The 17715-nt window shown below is 65.4% G+C and carries 15 protein-coding genes; 10 read left to right on the forward strand and 5 right to left on the reverse strand.

What is annotated here, in order from left to right; genetic code table 11:
• The first annotated feature begins 216 nt into the window (after positions 1 to 216).
• The 7 genes from NFC73_RS04785 (at position 217) to NFC73_RS04815 (ending at position 7827) form a co-directional block, all read left to right on the forward strand.
• Positions 217 to 1674 (forward strand): ABC transporter permease, encoded by a 1458-nt coding sequence (locus tag NFC73_RS04785; protein ID WP_254748028.1) that lies wholly within the window; start codon positions 217 to 219, stop codon positions 1672 to 1674.
• Between the two features lie 2 nt (positions 1675 to 1676).
• Positions 1677 to 2366 (forward strand): ABC transporter ATP-binding protein, encoded by a 690-nt coding sequence (locus tag NFC73_RS04790; RefSeq protein WP_254748031.1) that lies wholly within the window; start codon positions 1677 to 1679, stop codon positions 2364 to 2366.
• Between the two features lie 34 nt (positions 2367 to 2400).
• Positions 2401 to 3471, forward strand: coding sequence for a Gfo/Idh/MocA family protein (locus NFC73_RS04795; RefSeq protein WP_254748033.1), 1071 nt, complete (start codon positions 2401 to 2403; stop codon positions 3469 to 3471).
• A 249-nt stretch (positions 3472 to 3720) separates the two neighbouring features.
• The gene (locus NFC73_RS04800; protein WP_254748035.1) at positions 3721 to 4506 is read left to right on the forward strand and encodes a hypothetical protein; all 786 of its coding nucleotides are present in this window, start codon (positions 3721 to 3723) and stop codon (positions 4504 to 4506) included.
• 85 nt (positions 4507 to 4591) lie between these two features.
• Positions 4592 to 5866: an LPXTG cell wall anchor domain-containing protein gene (locus NFC73_RS04805; RefSeq protein WP_254748037.1), complete on the forward strand. Its 1275-nt coding sequence runs from the start codon at positions 4592 to 4594 to the stop codon at positions 5864 to 5866.
• Positions 5867 to 6133: 267 nt separating this feature from the next.
• The gene (locus tag NFC73_RS04810; protein WP_254748039.1) at positions 6134 to 7348 is read left to right on the forward strand and encodes a serine/threonine-protein kinase; all 1215 of its coding nucleotides are present in this window, start codon (positions 6134 to 6136) and stop codon (positions 7346 to 7348) included.
• Complete coding sequence (locus tag NFC73_RS04815; RefSeq protein WP_254748041.1) at positions 7345 to 7827, forward strand: hypothetical protein; 483 nt, start codon at positions 7345 to 7347, stop codon at positions 7825 to 7827. The genes NFC73_RS04810 and NFC73_RS04815 overlap by 4 nt, the downstream gene beginning before the upstream one ends.
• A 146-nt stretch (positions 7828 to 7973) precedes the next feature.
• Here the strand turns inward: NFC73_RS04815 and NFC73_RS04820 are convergent, their stop codons facing one another.
• The gene (locus NFC73_RS04820) at positions 7974 to 10193 is read right to left on the reverse strand and encodes an NADP-dependent isocitrate dehydrogenase (protein ID WP_254748043.1); all 2220 of its coding nucleotides are present in this window, start codon (positions 10191 to 10193) and stop codon (positions 7974 to 7976) included.
• A gap of 229 nt (positions 10194 to 10422) precedes the next feature.
• Positions 10423 to 10650, reverse strand: coding sequence for a hypothetical protein (locus NFC73_RS04825; RefSeq protein WP_254748045.1), 228 nt, complete (start codon positions 10648 to 10650; stop codon positions 10423 to 10425).
• Between the two features lie 240 nt (positions 10651 to 10890).
• On the opposite strand from NFC73_RS04825, the gene NFC73_RS04830 reads away from it, so the two are divergent.
• Positions 10891 to 11859, forward strand: a complete 969-nt coding sequence (locus tag NFC73_RS04830) for a trypsin-like serine peptidase (RefSeq protein WP_254748047.1) — start codon at positions 10891 to 10893, stop codon at positions 11857 to 11859.
• A gap of 432 nt (positions 11860 to 12291) precedes the next feature.
• Here NFC73_RS04830 and purH read toward each other — a convergent pair whose 3' ends face one another.
• On the reverse strand, positions 12292 to 13986 hold the full coding sequence (gene purH, locus NFC73_RS04835; protein WP_254748049.1) for a bifunctional phosphoribosylaminoimidazolecarboxamide formyltransferase/IMP cyclohydrolase: 1695 nt from the start codon (positions 13984 to 13986) through the stop codon (positions 12292 to 12294).
• Positions 13987 to 14129: 143 nt separating this feature from the next.
• Between purH and NFC73_RS04840 the strand changes: the two genes are divergently transcribed.
• Positions 14130 to 15482 (forward strand): MFS transporter, encoded by a 1353-nt coding sequence (locus NFC73_RS04840; RefSeq protein WP_254748052.1) that lies wholly within the window; start codon positions 14130 to 14132, stop codon positions 15480 to 15482.
• Positions 15483 to 15573: 91 nt separating this feature from the next.
• On the opposite strand, the gene NFC73_RS04845 is transcribed toward NFC73_RS04840, so the two are convergent.
• Positions 15574 to 16509: a DUF559 domain-containing protein gene (locus tag NFC73_RS04845; protein WP_254748054.1), complete on the reverse strand. Its 936-nt coding sequence runs from the start codon at positions 16507 to 16509 to the stop codon at positions 15574 to 15576.
• 120 nt (positions 16510 to 16629) lie between these two features.
• A complete protein-coding gene (purN, locus tag NFC73_RS04850) occupies positions 16630 to 17205 on the reverse strand; it encodes a phosphoribosylglycinamide formyltransferase (protein ID WP_254748056.1) in 576 nt (191 codons plus the stop codon).
• 39 nt (positions 17206 to 17244) lie between these two features.
• Here purN and NFC73_RS04855 point away from each other — a divergent pair, with 39 nt between their 5' ends.
• Positions 17245 to 17673 carry a hypothetical protein gene (locus NFC73_RS04855; protein WP_254748058.1) on the forward strand — a complete coding sequence of 143 codons (429 nt, stop codon included), beginning with the start codon at positions 17245 to 17247 and terminating at the stop codon, positions 17671 to 17673.
• Positions 17674 to 17715: the final 42 nt, after the last annotated feature.

Raw genomic sequence — 17715 nt, forward strand, 5'->3', positions numbered from 1 at the left:
ACCACCGGTTCGAATGCCCCGGCTCCCCCAATAGGGAGCCGGGGCATTCCGCATTCCGACGCTCTCTCACTTACTGCGCGCTTTTCACTAACGCTCTCTCACTGCCCGCCGCCTTTCACAGCCCAAACACAGCTTCGGCCGTCTTCCTGCACAGGCCCGGCCGCGAGGGTAGGAGCAGATGCCGGCCTTCCGCCGGCACCAGATCCTAGGAGTACAGTGAGCGTCCTTGCCCGGAGTGTTGGCAATGCCTTCAGAAACAAGGTCCGAACAGCCGCGGTGGTGGCAGTCCTGGCCGTCGCGATCGGACTTGCGCTGGCCATGCTGGTGGCCAACCAGGCCGTCGGAGCCAAAGTCCAGGAGCTGAACGCGTCCGTCGGGACCGTCCTGACCGTCAACCCGGCCGGCGGCCAGGGCTTCGAGGGCGGCGGCGAACCGCTGACCGCCGAGCAGGCCGCCTCAGCAGCATCCGTGCCCAACGTAACCTCCGTCGTCGGCACCAGCTCACTCCGGCTGCGGAACGGCGCCGAAGCGGCAGCGCAGACGGCGGCCGGCACCCAGGCTGGCCCCGGCGGCGGCCAGGGAGGTCCCGCCGGACAGAACGCCACCACGTTGACCACCAGCCTTACCGCAGCCATCGACGCTGGCACCCTCGGTGGACGGAACCAGGCCGCAAACGGCACCACCGGAACCACCACCGCGCAGCCTGTACGCTCCCTCCCGATCACTGCAACCGGAATCGGCGCCGAGGTGGACACCACCGGCAAGGCCCTGGTCATCACCGCAGGCACCGGGCTCGGCGACTACACGGCTGAATCCGCCAACGCCCTCCTGGGAACCAGCCTGGCCGAGAAGAACAACCTGGCCATCGGTTCCACGTTCACCATCAACGACCAGACGTTCACTGTGGCCGGCCTCTTTGATTCAGGCACCACGTTCGGCAACAACGCCCTGTACCTGACCCTGCCCACGGCGCAGACCGTCGCGGAGCTGCCGGGTGAGCTGTCCTCGATGATTGTCACGGTGGACAGCATGGAAAACCTCGAGGCCGCCAAGACCGCGCTGGAGTCCGCCCTCGGCACCGACAAGGCCGACGTCACCCAGGGCCAGAACCTGGAGTCCGCCGTCAGCTCGCTCGGCAGCGTCAAGAACATCTCGTTCATCGCCTTCCTAGCAGCCCTGGGCACCGCCGGACTGATCATCCTGCTGATCATGGTCATGTTGGTCCGCGAACGCAGCCGGGAAATCGGCGTCCTGAAGGCGATCGGAGCACCCAACCGAACCATCGGCCTGCAGTTCGTGCTGGAGGCGCTGGTCCTCGTGGCCATGGGGAGCGCGGTGGGCGCCGCCGTCGCCTCCTTTGCCAGCGGCGGCATCGCTTCCGCGCTGATCAGCACCAACACCACCACGACGGCGGCCACCACCGGGCGCGGGGCTGCCATGGCCGGCGCGGCCGGCGGCGTCGGCATGCCGGGCGGCGGGGCAGGGTTCCCGGGCGGAACGGGCGGCCCCCTTGGCGGCGCTTCCCAGCTGCTGACGTCGGTCACCGCCAGCGCCTCCCCCGGGGTCATCGCCGCCGGCATCGCAGCGGTGTTCGGCGTGGCCATCATCGGGGCGCTGGTCCCGGCGCTGCTCACGGCGCGCATCCGTCCCATCGAAGTCCTGCGAGGAGAATAGCCATGATTGAAGTCAAGAACCTGGTCCGCACTTTCAACTCCGGTGACCGCACCATCAAGCCGGTCAACGATGTCAGCTTTGTTCTGGAGCAGGGCACGCTGGCGTCCATTGTCGGCAAGAGCGGCAGCGGCAAGAGCACCCTGTTGTCCCTCCTGGGTGCGCTGGACAAACCGACCAGCGGAGACGTCGTCGTCAACGGCGTGAGCCTGGCCGGGATGCCGGACGGCAAGCTGACCGAGTACCGGCGCCGGGATATCGGGTTCGTTTTCCAGCAGTTCAACCTGATCCCGAATCTTTCTGCGATGGACAACGTCATGCTGCCCATGGAGTTCGCGGGGATGCGCAGGACAGAGCGTCGGCAGCGGGCAACGGACCTTCTGGAGCAGGTGCAGCTGGACCCGGAGAAACACGTGCGGCGCATCAACCGGCTGTCCGGCGGCGAGCAGCAGCGGGTGGCCATCGCACGGGCGCTGGCCAACGAACCCAAGCTGATCCTCGCGGACGAGCCCACGGGAAACCTGGACGAGCAGACCGGTGACCACATCATCGAACTACTCAGCTCGCTCAGCCGCGACCACAACACCACCATCCTCGTGGTCACCCACGACAAGGCGTTGTCCAACAAGACGGACCGCCGCTTCAGGCTCCAGCAGGGCCGGCTGACGGAAGAACCGGCGCGCGCCTTGGTCTGACGCCCGGACTGGTCTAAGTGAGAGGATGGGCACCATGAGCGCGCCCATTGCCACACCGTGGCTGTCCAGCCAGTCCGATCCGGATCCCCGGTCTGCCACCGGAAAACGCCTGCGGTGGGGCGTCATCGCCACCGGCGGGATCGCGCGGTCAGTGTCGCAGGACCTCGCACTGCTTGGCGACGCCGAGCTCTATGCGGTCAGTTCCCGCTCACAGGGCACTGCGGAGAGTTTCGCCGCAGACTACGGTTTCGTCATGGCGTACGGGGACGACGACGGCGTGCCGGGCTACCAGCGGCTGCTCGCCGATGACTCGGTGGACGTCGTCTATGTCGCCACGCCGCATGCCCAGCACCACGAGATCGTGCTTGCTGCGCTCAATGCGGGCAAACACGTCCTCTGCGAAAAGGCGTTCACCATCAACGGCAGGGAAGCGAGCGAGCTCGTCGCGCTTGCCCGGGAACGGAAGCTCTTCCTCATGGAGGCAGTGTGGTCCCGCTTCCTCCCGGGCATGCAGCGGGCGTTCGAGATTGCCGCATCCGGGGAGCTCGGGGACGTGCACTGGGTGACCGCTGACCTCGGTTTTCCCGCGCCGTATTCCCCGACGTCCAGGCTGTGGGCCAGGCAGGACGGTGGCGGCGCCCTCCTGGACATCTCGGTCTACCCCCTGCTGTGGGCACTAGGAACACTGGGGTTCCCGCAGACCGTCAGTGCCACGGGCTTCATTAATGACGACGGCGTGGACGCCCAGAATGCGTTGACGCTCGGCTACAACCATGGTGCCCAGGCTCAGCTGACGTCCTCGCTCTTGGCGTACGGTCCACGGACGGCCACCGTCGCCGGCAGCCTGGGCTACCTCCAGAGTGTCGGTTCCATCAACAACCCGCGGGAGTTGGTGATCGGCGTTGGACGGGAGGGCCTGCGAGCGGAGGCGTTCGACGTCGTCGGGATCGGCTACACCTACGAACTGCGCGAGGTGACACGCTGCATCCAACAGGGCCTGGCCGAGAGCCCGGTCATGCCACTGGAGGACTCCATCAATACCATGCGGCTCTTTGACGGAGTGCGCGGGCAACTGGGCGTCAGCTACCCGAACGATGCCCACTAAAGGGGAATGGCCCCTGGCTTCAGGCCTATGACTTTTTGTAAATTGGATTGACACTCTTCGCTTGGTTATCGATGGCTGAGTGACAAATTAGTAAGCTTGCTGGATTTATTTTCCGTTTCCCTAGACTTCCTGCACGCGGGAGTCTTACGCTGTTGAAATCGTTAGGTCTCAACGGTACTGGGGGTGGTACGCATGGCTAAAGTTCGTTCGCCTTGGCGTGCACTCCGGCCGCTTCTCCTCGCAGGAGCCGTGACCGCTACTTGGCTGACACTTTCCGCTTCCGCCGCGACGGCAGACTCTTCACGGGATTCCGGATCCCTTCTGGGCGGCCTGAATTCATCGGTTTCTTCCCTGACCGCGCCGTTGACCGATGCCGTCTCTCCCCTTCTTGAGACCGCCTCGCCGGATCCTTCACCCACCGGACTTCTGCAGCCCGTAGTGGGCAATGTGGCGGGCACAGCGGATCAGCTGATCGCCGCCGTCCCCGTGGCGAAGAGCGTGGTTCCGGCGCGCACCGTCACGGCCGCGGCTGTCCCGATTGCCGCAGTGGTGGATACCGCCGCAGATGACCTGATTGAGACAGTCGCCCCTGCCCTCACCGACGCTGCACCGGTTCTTGAGCCTGTTATGAAGCCCGTAGTGGACCTGGGAGATGCGACTGTTGTATCCGCACAGGTCACGGACGCCCGCGCTTCAGGGCACGTCGCTGCTGATGCCACCACAAACTCCCCCGGCACTTCCGACCACTTGCTTGCCGTCACGGGAATGTCGTCGATGCCGGTTCCGGCCGGCACAGAAATGCTCGCGGTCCCGGCTGAAAGCCCCTGGACCACCGACCCTTCCGCGCCACCGGCCCCGGCGGGACCTGCATCGGGGGCAGGGGGTGGCGCCTCGCCATCCGGCCCCTCAGGCTCCGCTGCCTGGCTGAATGAGTTCGGTTTTGACCTGCCGCTCCCGGGATCCTTCGCGGTCAGCGGATCACCTCAGCATGCCCCTTCGCCGGTGTCATTCGACCCCGGTTCCTCTCCTGACTAGTTGAGCCCCCTGCCCTCATTCATGGGCAGAACACGGCCTCAAGGCGCTGAACAGCGCCCCACATCAACTTTCAGGAGACATCACCATGAATTGCAACCTTCGTAGGGGACTGCTTGGCACCCTCTTTGCCGGCGGGCTACTAGCCTTCGGCGCCACCGCGGCCAGCGCCGCGGACACAACCAGCGGACCGGACCTCACGGCCTCCGCACTGGTCTCAGCGGCGACGTCCGCAGATACGACGTCGTTGGGCCTGCTGGGTGGCTCAACGCAGTCGGACACTGCTGACGTCGCCGCTGTGGTGGACGTAAACCTCGGCCTTGGCAACGGCCTTCTCAGCAGCACGAACGGCGGCGGCACTGGCAGCAGCACCGCTGACGTAGCCGCCGTGGTGGACGTAAACCTCGGTAACACCAGCGGCAGCGGCACCAACGACACGACCGCCGTCGCCGCAGCGGCTGCTATTAGCCTCGGCCTCGGAAACAACGTCCTCGACGGCACCACCGGCAACGGAACCACTGCCGACGTTGCAGCCGACGTCGCAATCGGGCTGGGCAACGGCACCAACGGCACCGGAACCACCGCCGACGCCGCCGCCGTAGTAGACGTCAACCTCGGAGACAACCTCCTTGGCAACACCAACGGGAGCGCCACCAACGACACGACCGTAGTCGCCGCAGCGGCTGCTATTAGCCTCGGCCTCGGAAACACCGTCCCCGACGGCACCACCGGCAACGGAACCACTGCCGACGTTGCAGCCGACGTCGCAATCGGGCTGGGCAACGGCACCGGAACCACCGCCGACGCCGCCGCCCTAGTGGACGTCAACCTCGGAGACAACCTCCTCGGCAACACCACCGGCACCGGAACCACCGCCGATGTTGCAGCCGACGTCAACCTCGGCCTGGGCACGTCGGGCGTTCTTGACGGCGCGAATGTTGCCATTGATGCATGCGTCATCATCGGCGGCACCAATGGCTGTGGAACCCCGGGTACTGAAACACCCGGTACGGAAACACCCGGCACGGACACCACGGACCCGGGAACCGGCACGACGGGTGACACTGACACAACAGACCCGGGAACCGGAACCACAGGTAGCACGGACACCACCGACCCGGGAACCGGCACCACCGGCACCACGGGCTCTGACACGAGCGGAATCACCATTCTTCCCGCCGGCACCACCACGGGTTCAGTATCTGCTGCCGCGAACACCATGGGTAGCACCACGGGCAACACCTCAGGCCAGGGCGGCGCAGCCACGCTGGCCAAGACGGGCATGGATGCTTCACTGATCCCTCTGGCCGTCATCCTGCTGCTTGCCGGACTGCTGTTGCTCAAGCGGCGCCGGAAGGCCTAGCGGACTCCGCACTCAGCGGACTGCGACGGCTAAGACCGTCAACGCACCGGCTCCGCCGTTCGCGGCCTAGCCAGCTGTTCCGATAGGAGGTGGCCACCAGAGAGTTCAGCTACCTGCACTTGTCCTTGTGACCGGAGGTCCGGCTAAGAAAGTCCCAATCACTTCTTAGCCGGGCCGCCGGCGTGCCGGCAGACGGCTCAAAGGATGCACTACCGGCCGGTATTATTGAGCAGGAATAGTGCCGCAGCGCACCGGGAGGAACTGGTCATGGTGGCGGATTCGCCTAGCTCAACTAAGAACGAAATGCTCGGCGGACGCTATCGGCTGGCGGACATAATCGGCCGCGGCGGCATGTCATCCGTATACCGCGCCCGGGACGAAAACCTGGGCAGGGATGTCGCACTGAAGCTCTTTGCCCCACAGGCACCGGATGCCAAGGAGCTCAGGCGCCAGGAAGCCGAAATCCAACTACTGGCAACGCTCAACCATCCCAGCCTGGTCACCCTGTTCGATGCAGGCATCGATACCCGTGTCCTGGACGAACCCCGGCCGTTCCTGACAATGGAGCTCGTGGAGGGCCAGGACCTCCGCAGCCGGATCAGGCACAGTGCAGTTCCCTTGGACGAGCTTGCAGTCATCGGGGCAGGCGTAGCTGACGCGCTGGCCTACGTGCACAGCCTGGGCATCATCCACCGCGACATCAAGCCCGGGAACATCCTGCTCGTGCAGATCCGTCCGGGCGAACCCATACGACCCAAACTCACGGATTTTGGCATCGCCAGGATGGCGGATTCAGCCCGGCTGACCGCCACGGGAACCATGGTGGGGACTGCCGCATATCTCAGTCCGGAGCAGGCCATGGGTTCTCCCCTGTCGCCTGCCACTGATATCTACTCACTGGGTCTGGTACTGCTGGAATGCGTCAAGCAAACCGTTGAGTTCCCGGGCAGTGCCGTGGAATCCGCAGTGGCCAGGTTGCACCGGGCACCCGAGATCCCCGCTGACGTTCCGGCGGAGTGGGCTGATCTGATCCGTTCAATGACTGCCATCGAACCGCTGGAACGTCCCGTTGCGTCCGATGTTGAATCCGTTCTGCGCCAGGCCCTGGTGTCACCCGTGTCCGCACCGGGCGAGCTCGCGCCGGAGACAACACGTGTACTCCCGGCCATGCCGTTCAGGCCGCCGTCCATCGCCATCACCGCGGAATCAGATCTGCCTGTAGTCCGGTCCGGCAAGGGCCAGCAGGACATCACCCGCGGTCCTGACGCGCGGGGCTGGATCCTGGACTTGTCTCGTCTCCGCCACGCCGGAAGGCGGTTCTGGACGGTCACCGCACTGGGCGTTCTCGCCGCTGGAGCAGCCGCGGCGGCACTGACCTTGGGCCTGGCACCTCAGCCAAAGCCCGACGTCGTTCCTTACCCCGCCGTCACCGGCACCTTGGGCGACCACCTCAGGGAACTTCAGGAGAGCGTGAAACCATGAGCCCTGCACCGACGCACCGCGGGCGTTCGACCACTGCCAAATGCCTGACCGCTGCAGCAGCATTTCTGCTTGCCGGTTCACTGGCAGCGTGCGGTCCGGCTGAGGCCGGCCTGCAACGTGATGCCGCCCGCCAACTCCAGGAACGAGTCCTCGGCATCACCCAGGCCTCAGCGAATAATGACCCCGCTGGCGGATTGGCAGCTTTGGATAGCCTCGAGGCCGACCTCGCGTCCGCTGCGCGGACCGGGCAGGTTTCCGAGGAACGCCGGCGCAGCATCACGACGGCCGCCACTGCCGTCCGAGCAGACCTGACGGCGGCCAAGGCCGCAGCCGACGCCGCAGCGAAGGCTGCGGAGGACGCGGCCGCAGCGCAAAGGCAGGCGGACGCCGACGCGGCCCAAAAAGCAGCCACCGCGCCGGTAGCTCCCTCGCCCACAGACGACAAGGGAAACAGAGGCAAAGGCAAGGACGGCGACTGACCGCGGGCGGACGGCACATTACGTATTAACCCACCTGCGATTCATCCGGTCCCGTCGACTGGACGAGGTCAAGTAGACGAAGTCAGCTGGACGAAGAAGGCGGCGCCCGGTTTCCCGGGGCGCCGCCTTCTAAGGTTCGGTTCCGCTTAGTTCAGGGTCGCAATGACCCTGTTCAGCGTGGCGGAAGGACGCATCACGGCCGAGGCCTTGGCTTCATCCGGACGGTAGTAGCCGCCGATGTCCACCGCTGAGCCCTGCACCGCGGCCAGTTCGCCGACGATGGTGTCCTCGTTGGAGGAAAGCTCCTTGGCCACCGCAGCGAACGATGCCGCCAGCTCCTTGTCCTCGGTCTGCTTGGCCAGTTCCTCGGCCCAGTAGCGGGCGAGGAAGTAGTGGCTGCCACGGTTGTCCAGCTCGCCGGCCCGGCGGCTCGGGGACTTGTTTTCCAGCAGGAAGGTCCCTGTCGCCTTGTCCAGGGTGTCTGCCAGTACCTGCGCGCGGGCGTTGTCCGTGGTAGTGGCCAGGTGTTCGAAGCTGACGGCCAGAGCCAGGAATTCACCCAGGCTGTCCCAGCGCAGGTGGTTTTCCTTGAGCAGCTGCTGGACGTGCTTGGGGGCCGATCCGCCGGCGCCGGTCTCGAAGAGTCCGCCACCGTTCATCAGCGGAACAACCGAGAGCATCTTGGCGCTGGTGCCCAGTTCCAGGATGGGGAACAGGTCCGTGAGGTAGTCGCGGAGAACGTTGCCGGAGACGGAGATGGTGTCCTCCCCCTTGCGGATGCGCTCCAGGGTGAAGGCCGTTGCCTTCACCGGGGACATGATCTCGATCTGCAGGCCCTCGGTGTTGTGGTCCTTGAGGTATTCGTTGACCTTGGCGATGAGGTTGGTGTCGTGCGCGCGGGTCTCGTCCAGCCAGAACACTGCGGGCGTCTTGGAGGCGCGGGCGCGGGTGACGGCCAGCTTGACCCAGTCGCGGATGGGGGCGTCCTTGGTCTGGCAGGCGCGCCAGATGTCACCCGGGGCGACCTCGTGTTCGATCAGCACAGCGCCGGAACCGTCCACGATCTGCACGGTGCCCGCTTCCTGGATCTCGAACGTCTTGTCGTGGCTGCCGTATTCCTCGGCGGCCTGGGCCATCAGGCCTACGTTCGGGACGGTGCCCATGGTGGTGGGGTCGAAGGCGCCGTGGGCGCGGCAGTCGTCCAGAACAACCTGGTAGATGCCGGCGTAGGAACTGTCGGGGAGAACCGCCAGGGTGTCGGCTTCCTTGCCGTCCGGGCCCCACATGTGGCCGGAGGAGCGGATCATGGCGGGCATGGAAGCGTCCACGATGATGTCGGACGGCACGTTGAGGCTGGTGATGCCCTTGTCAGAGTCCACCATGGCCAGAGCCGGGCCGTCGTCGAGGCCCTTCTGGATGAGCGCTTTCACGCCTGCACGGACGTCCTCCGGAAGCTCCTCGAGGCCGCTCAGGATGGCGGCAAGGCCGTTGTTGGGGCTCAGCCCGGCGGCCGTGAGCTGCTTGCCATAGGTCTCGAACAGTTCGGAGAAGTAGGCCTTCACCACGTGGCCGAAGATGATGGGGTCCGAGACCTTCATCATGGTGGCCTTCAGGTGCGCGGAGAACAGGACGCCCTCTTCCTTGGCGCGGACTACCTGGGCTGCCAGGAACTCGTCCAGCGCCGCGGCTCGCATGACGGTGCCGTCGATGACTTCACCGGCCAGCACGGGGAAGGCCTTCTTCAGGACCTTGACCGAGCCGTCTTCGCGGACCAGCTGGATGGCGATGGTGCCATCGGACTCGATGACCACGGACTTCTCGTTCGCGCGGAAGTCGTCCTTGCCCATGGTGGCCACGTTGGTCTTGGAATCCGCGGACCAGGCGCCCATGGAGTGCGGGTTCTGGCGGGCGTAGTTCTTGACGGACAGCGGTGCACGGCGGTCCGAGTTTCCCTCGCGCAGGACCGGGTTCACAGCGGAGCCCTTGATCTTGTCATAGCGGGATCGGACGGCCGTTTCCTCGTCCGAGGAGGGGTTGTCCGGGTAATCCGGCAGGTTGTAGCCCTGGCCCTGAAGCTCGGCGATGGCGGCCTTCAGCTGCGGGATGGAAGCGCTGATGTTGGGCAGTTTGATGATGTTGGCGTCCGGCGTCTTTGCCAGCTCACCCAGTTCAGCAAGGGCGTCGCCGATCTGCTGTTCCGGGGTGAGGTAGTCACCGAACACGGAGATGATGCGGCCTGCGAGCGAAATGTCACGGGTCTCCACCTCCACACCTGCGGTCGAAGCAAACGCCTCGATGATCGGCAAGAACGAATAAGTAGCCAGCATCGGCGCTTCGTCGGTGTGGGTATAGATAATCTTGGACATGCGCGGGCGTCTCCCTGGAGGTCGGCTGATTTTTTGGAAATTTTGTTCTATTTCACCACCCCCTAACTTACCTGAGGACACGGCTTTGAACCGTACCGGGGCGGCCGGACGGTCCTGCATTACAGCGGATTCGGGCACGCAATAACGCCCGACGGCGGGTACGCACCAGGGGCGGCCAGCCGCCGTCGCGCTTTACCGCCGGGAACCACCGGCGCAGGTGAGGATCCGTTCAGCGCCTCTTGTGGGGTATGTCACTGGGCCAGAGCTGCACGTATTTGGGGTCCTGCCGGCGCAATTCCTCCGTTGCCGTGAACGAGTGGACCGGATCAACGTCGCGCAGCTGCAGGGCTGCGGCGTATGCCTCAATTTCCGGCGAAGCGCCCTGGGCGCTCCCTTCGGCTGCAAAATGCCGGCCATGCGCGGCGGACTTCTTGGCGGACTTCCAGAAAGCAATCACGGTGGGACCCCAATTCGCTGAGAGTCCGGAGCCCAGATCGGACGTGTAACTGTATAGAGAAAAGTACGCTTCAGCGGCTGTTTTTGCCAGAGCGGCGCGCCAGCGAGCTCATGAACGCCCTCCCGGGACCATACCCGAGGCGTCACTACTATTTACAAATTTGTCATACGTCGATAAGTTCGAGGAGTCATGCGGCGGGCCGTCCCGGACCCCCTCACACCCGTTTTAGACAGGACAACAATGACGCGAACCAGCTCCCTGGCTGCCAGCTTCCTGAGCCTTTCGGCAGCTGCCATAATCGCGCTGGTTGGCGCCGGGGGCGCCTACGCTGCCCCATCGGCGTCGGACGATAAGGCAGTACCTTCGGTTGCCCGCGCAACGGCGGACAGTACCGGCGCGGCAGACTACTGGACATCAGACCGCATGCGCGCGGCGATTCCCGGTGACGTCCTGGCCAGCAAGGCGGTGGAACGCGGTAAATCATCCAGCGCTGCGAGCGTGCTGAAGGGGCCTAAAACTACCGTGGCGGGTACCAGGGTCAAGCCCTCGCTCGCACAGCCTGCGGACCCGGTAGCCCACATCGGCAAGGTGTTCTTCACCCTCGGCGGCCAAAATTACGTCTGCTCCGGAAACGTCGTTTCGGCGTCGAACAAGAGCACCGTTGCGACGGCCGGACACTGCCTCAACGACGGTCCCGGCTCGTTCGCCACCAACTTCGTTTTTGTGCCGAAGTACAAGGACGGGGTGGCCCCCTACGGTGCGTGGACCGCCGCCGAGTACTTCACGCCCACGCAGTGGAGCGCGGGTGGGGACATCAGCTACGACACCGGCTTTGCCGTGATGGACCCGAGGCAAGACGGCGCACTGCTGGAGGATGTCGTCGGCGGCTCAGGCGTGGCATTCAATGAAGCCCGCGGCCTGAAGTACACCGCCTACGGCTACCCCGCAGCCAAGCCCTTCAACGGCGAGCGGCTTTGGAGCTGCACCGGCACGGCCACCAATGACAGGACCAACCCGCAGTTCGGCACGCAGGGAATCTCCTGCGACATGACCGGCGGCTCGTCAGGCGGCCCGTGGTTCATCGGCAGCGGCTCCGACGGGTTCCAGAACTCCATTAACAGTTACGGCTACAGCCCGAAGCCCGTGATGTACGGCCCGTACTGGGGCAGCGTCATCGGAGAGACCTACTACAGTGCCGCAGCAGCCTAGGAAGACCTCTCCTGACGAGGCATCCGGGGCCAGATCCGTCAGCCACAGCAAATCGGGCCAGCCCCGCGAGGAGATCCTCGAGTACTGGACCAAGCAGCGAATGGCCGCTGCAAAGCCCCGGGAGCTTCGGCTTCCGGAAGGGGGTCCGCGCCTCATGCAGCGGGGCGCGGACCCGGCACCACGTCCTTCCTAGCTGCCCGTTAAGACCCGACGGCGCCTGTCCCCTCAGTGGGGACAGGCGCCGTCGACGTTTAACCCCAGGGCCCACGCCGGCAGGGTCCCCTGACCGAGCTTGCGAGGTTAGGGAGCCGGTGGGTGGGCCCACGCCGGCAGGGTCCCCTGACCGAGCTTGCGAGGTTAGGGAGCCGGTGGGTGGGCCCACGCCGGCAGGGTCCCCTGACCGAGCTTGCGAGGTTAGGGAGCCGGTGGGGATTAGTGGAAGAAGTGGCGGGCACCCGTGAAGTACATGGTGATGCCGGCCGCGTTGGCCGCGGCGACGACTTCCTCATCCCGGACGGAACCGCCGGGCTGGACCACGGCGCGGACGCCGGCGTCGATCAGGATCTGCAGGCCGTCAGCGAACGGGAAGAACGCGTCGGAGGCTGCGACGGCGCCGCGGGCGCGCTCGGGTGCAACGCTCGCCTCCGCTGTCGACGGACCAGCCGCACCGCCAGCACCTTCGACGTCGGACTCCACCGAAACGCCCAGTGTGTTGGCGCGCTCGACGGCCAGGCGGCAGGAGTCCAGCCGGTTGACCTGGCCCATGCCGATGCCCACGGCTGCGCCGTGATCGGCGATCAGGATGGCGTTGGACTTGGCGGCGCGGCAGGCGGTCCAGGCGAAGGCGAGGTCCGCGAGCGTCTTTTCGTCAGCGGCTTCGCCGGCGGCGAGGGTCCAGTTGGCGGGGTTGTCGCCGTCGGCGTCCACCTTGTCGCTCATCTGTACCAGGACACCGCCGGAAACCTGGCGCATTTCGGCCGGGTACCGGCCGTAGCCTTCGGGCAGTGCGAGCAGGCGGATGTTCTTCTTCTTGGCGAGGATCTCCACGGCTGCCGGCTCGAAGTCCGGGGCGATGACAACCTCGGTGAAGATCCCGGCAACCGTCTGCGCCATGGCTGCGGTGATCGTCCGGTTGGCAGCGATGACCCCGCCGAAGGCCGAAACGGGGTCGCAGGCGTGGGCCTTGGCGTGGGCGTCGGCGATCGGGTCAGCGGCATCAGCGGAACCAACGGCGACACCGCACGGGTTGGCGTGCTTGATGATGGCGACAGCGGGCTCGGCGAAGTCGAACGCGGCGCGGAGGGCGGCGTCGGCGTCGACGAAGTTGTTGTAGCTCATGGCCTTGCCGTGCAGCTGGTCGGCCTGCGCGATGCCGGCCGGGGCTGCCTTGTCCACGTACAGCGCAGCCTGCTGGTGCGGGTTTTCGCCGTAGCGGAGAACCTCGGAGCGCTCCAGCGACAGGCCGGCGTAGGCAGGCCAGTCGATGACGCCGTCGCCGTCTTCATCCAGGAACTGGCTGGCAGTCCAGGTGGCCACCGCGTTGTCGTAGGACGCGGTGTGGGCGAACGCCTTGGCGGCCAGCCGCCGTCGGGTCTTCAAGTCAAAGCCGCCCTCAGCGGCGGCGGTGACCACGGAGCCATAGAACGCAGGGTCAACAACGATGGCGACGGCGGCGTGGTTCTTCGCTGCCGAACGGACCATGGCGGGGCCGCCGATGTCGATCTGCTCAACGACATCGTCCTGCGCGGCGCCGGACTTCACGGTCTCAACGAACGGGTAGAGGTTCACCACCACCAGGTCGAAGGTTTCAATTTCCATGCCGGCGAGGGTTTCCATGTGCGCGGGGACGCGGCGGTCCGCCAGGATGCCGCCGTGGACGCGCGGGTGCAGCGTCTTGACGCGGCCGTCCAGCATTTCCGGAGACCCGGTGACTTCCTCGACTTCCTGGACCGGGATACCCGCCGCAGCGATCTTCTTGGCCGTGGAACCGGTGGAAACGATCTTCACGCCGGCTGCGTGCAGGCCCTTGGCGAGATCCTCCAGACCGGTCTTGTCGTAGACCGAGATCAGCGCCCGGCGGATGGGAACACGGTCGATGGATACACGGTCAGGCTGCGTGACGCTCACAAAAAGTCTCCGTCTGATCTCGCGGAACAGTGCCGCGGTTGGTGGGGATGGGCCCAGTTTATCGTGTTGCGCGGTTTTGCCCCGTTTGCCGGCGGCAGTGTGAACGTCAGTGGGCACGGTTAGAGTTTTCACAGGAGGCTGCGATGAATACTTACACCACTGTGCCCAGCGGCGAACAAGTGGTCCAGGAACTGCCCTGGCGTTGGAAAGTCCAGGGCAGGATCTTCGTGATCGGCGGCCTCGGCTTTATGTTTGATGCCTGGGACGTGACGCTCAACGGCATCCTCATCCCGCTGCTCTCGACCCACTGGGCCCTGGCTCCCGGCGAAGTGGCCTGGGTGGGTACGTCCAACCTGATCGGCATGGCCCTGGGCGCGTTTGTGTGGGGCACCATCGCGGACACGATCGGGCGGAAGAAGGCGTTTACGGCCACGCTGCTGATCTTCTCGCTCTTCACGGTCCTGGGCGCCTTCTCCCCCGACTTCATCTGGTTCTGCGTGTTCCGCTTTATGGCCGGCTTCGGTCTGGGCGGCTGCATTCCCGTGGACTACGCGCTGGTGGGTGAGTTCACACCACGCAAGCAGCGCGGGAAGGTCCTCACCGCGATGGACGGCTGGTGGCCGGTGGGCGCGGCCCTTGCCGGTTTTGTGTCCGCCGGCCTCGTGGCGGTGTTCGGCGACTGGCGGCTGACCATGCTGGTGATGGTGCTGCCTGCGCTCCTGGTGTTCTGGGTGCGGCGCAGCGTTCCGGAGTCGCCGCTGTTCCTCATCCGCAAGGGCCGCCGCGACGAAGCTGCCAAGGTCATCGACGACCTCGTGGCGGCAACGGGCGTCGAACCCCGGGCCTACAGCCTGCCCGACGCGCAGGAAGTTCCGCGGCTCTCCGCCGGCAGCGCCTGGCACCAGCTGCGGCTGGTGTGGCAGTTCAACTGGAAGATCACAGCCACGGCCTGGGCCCTGTTCTTCAGCATCCTGCTGGTCTACTACCTGTCCCTGACATGGATGCCACGGATCCTGATCGGCGCGGGCTTCGCCGAATACAAGGCGTTTGTGACCACGGCGTCCATGGCCGCGGTGGGGCTCCTGGGTGTTGTTGTGGCAGCGCTGCTGGTGGAGCGTGTGGGCCGCAAGTGGATCCTGGCCATCACCGGCCCGCTGTCCGCCCTGACCCTGGTGATCGTGGCGATTGTGGTGGACATCCCCACGGCGGCGGTGTTCTGGCTGCTGGTGTTCGGCTTTGTGGTGCAGATAGCGATTCCGGTGCTCTACGCGTACGTGTCTGAGCTGTACCCCACCGAGCTCCGCGGCACGGGTTTCGGCTGGGCATCAACATTTTCGCGGCTGGGGGCTGGTTTTGGGCCCCTGATATTTGCGAGCTACTTCTGGCCGGAGCTGGGCCTGGCCACGTCCTTCGCCCTGGCCGGCGGGCTGGTGCTGGTGGCCGTCCTGTGGATGGCGTTCTTCTCCCCCGAAACGAAGCAGCGCCGCCTCGAGTAGCCCCCGACGTCGTCTTCCCCCTCCCCTCCCCTCCCCCAACTAAGTAACAGCAGATGTCGTTCTGAGGGCTCATAACGACATCTGCTGCTACCTACTTGGGCTGCCAGCCGCGGCTGAGCAAGGCTGAACGGACTTTGGCGACGGCGCCGCGCGCCTCGTTCTCCATGTGGCGTTTGGAGATTCTGACCAGCAACCATCCAGCTCGTGCGAAGTCCTCTTCGCGGGCGATGTCACGGACGATCTGCGCCGCCTCGGAATGGCCTTCGCCGTCGTATTCCACTGCAACTTTTTGTTCCGGATAGGCGAGATCCGGTTGACGTACGACGCCGGCGCCCAGTTCCACGGGAACGTTCAGCCGCGGTTCGGGCAGCCCGTGGTACTCCAGTGCCAGCCTGAGTTTGGTTTCCTGGGCGGAGTCGGACCCGACCCGCGCCTGTTCAAGGGCAAGGCGTGCCTTCTGGATGCCGGGCGTTCCTTTGTGCCGGTCGAGCATTTCCGCCAGGTCCGCCGGCGTGGCATACGGTTCCGCGCGGCCTTCGAACTCAGGCCTTGGAATCCTTAGCAGGTGATCGGCCACCACGGTCAATTCGTCAATGCTCATTTTCCGGGCACAATCCAGCCATGTCCGTGTCCGGGACGTGATGAGCAGGCCGTTGAGACTCATGATTTCACCGGCAAAGAACTGGCCGCGGTGGCCCCGAACCCCCGCCCGACGCGGGATGGCCATGGTGTCCGGCCTGGAGATGTGTGTGACGGGATCGTCCGTGCACGGGAGGAAACCTGGGAATGACCACAACGTGAAGGCCGTGGCGTGGGAAGCGGCCGAGAATTCCGTGACCAGGGTCAACGGCCGGACCACTGAAGATAGTTCGACGACCGGATGGGGCAGCGGCTGCCTGATCCCCCGGCTCGGCGCCGCCAGCGAACGGTGCCGCAACCGCCCGACCGTTACACCGGCGTCGGCCGCTTCCTGGAAGGTGAACGCGGCGGAAGCCAGCTGTTCCGGCAGCGGCTGCGGAGTCTTCATAGGCCCATGGTGGCAAATTTCGTGCCGTCCCGCGGAAGTTATCCACAGGCATACCCCCACGGGCCCAACTGGGTAACAGCAGATGTCGTTCTGAGGGTTCAAACCGACATCTGCTGCTACTTACTTGGCAGGGGCGGCGGCGGCGAGGGCTGCCAGGGTATTGACCAGGAGCCGGCGCTCCACCACTTTGATGCGTTCGTGCAGGGATTCCTCGGTGTCGCCCGGTTCAACCGTGACGGCTTCCTGGGCGATGATGGGCCCGGTGTCCACACCGGCGTCGGCCCAGTGCACCGTGCAACCGGTGACCTTCACACCATAGGCCATGGCATCGCGCACTCCGTGGGCGCCGGGGAACGCAGGCAGCAGGGCCGGGTGTGTGTTGAGGTATTTGCCGTTGAAGGCAGCGATGAAGTCGGCGCTGACGATGCGCATAAAGCCGGAGGAGACCACCACGTCCGGGGCGTAGGAAGCCACGCGGGCGGTCAGTGCGGCATCCCATTCGTCGCGGGTGGGGAAGGAGTTGAAGTTGACCACAAACGTCTCCAGCCCGGCTTCCGAGGAGCGTTCGACGCCGTAGGTCCCCTCCCGGTCGGCACCCACCGCCGCGATTTCCACGTCCAGCTCCCCTGCCTTGACGGCGTCGATGACTGACTGGAGGTTGGACCCGGTACCGGAAACGAGGACTACGATGCGCATGGGTCTAGCTTATGGGCACGCTCGCGTAGGCTGGAAAACATGAACAACACCCCGGAACCGGCTGGCCAGCAACGGACCAAACAGCCGCTCAGCGACGCCGCCAAGGACTCGCTCGCCAAAACCCGCAACCTGTTCCGGATCTTTATTGTCACCGTGCTGGGCGCCTTTTTCGTCTACCAGCTCGACGTCAGCTACCTCTGGCTCACCGGCATCCTGACCGCGGCGAGCTTTGTGCTGGGCATCCTTCTGCTGGTCCGGTCGGCTCGGCTCAAGGAGTCCAAGCTGGTCCTGTTCGGCACCATCTCGGGGCTGGTGGTTTCGCTGATCATGCTGCTGGTCATCCTGGCCACGGCGCTGTTTTTCCGCCAGGTCCAGGACTTCCAGGCTTGCTCACGCGAGGCCCTCACCGACCAGGCGCTCACCAATTGCCGGGTCCAGCTGGAAAGCTCGCTGCCGGGTCTCCGGTAACAGCCACACCACCAGCAGCCACACCAGCAGCAGCCACGAAAG

The organism is Pseudarthrobacter humi (assembly GCF_024294965.1).
GTDB classification, from domain to species: Bacteria; Actinomycetota; Actinomycetes; order Actinomycetales; family Micrococcaceae; genus Arthrobacter; species Arthrobacter humi.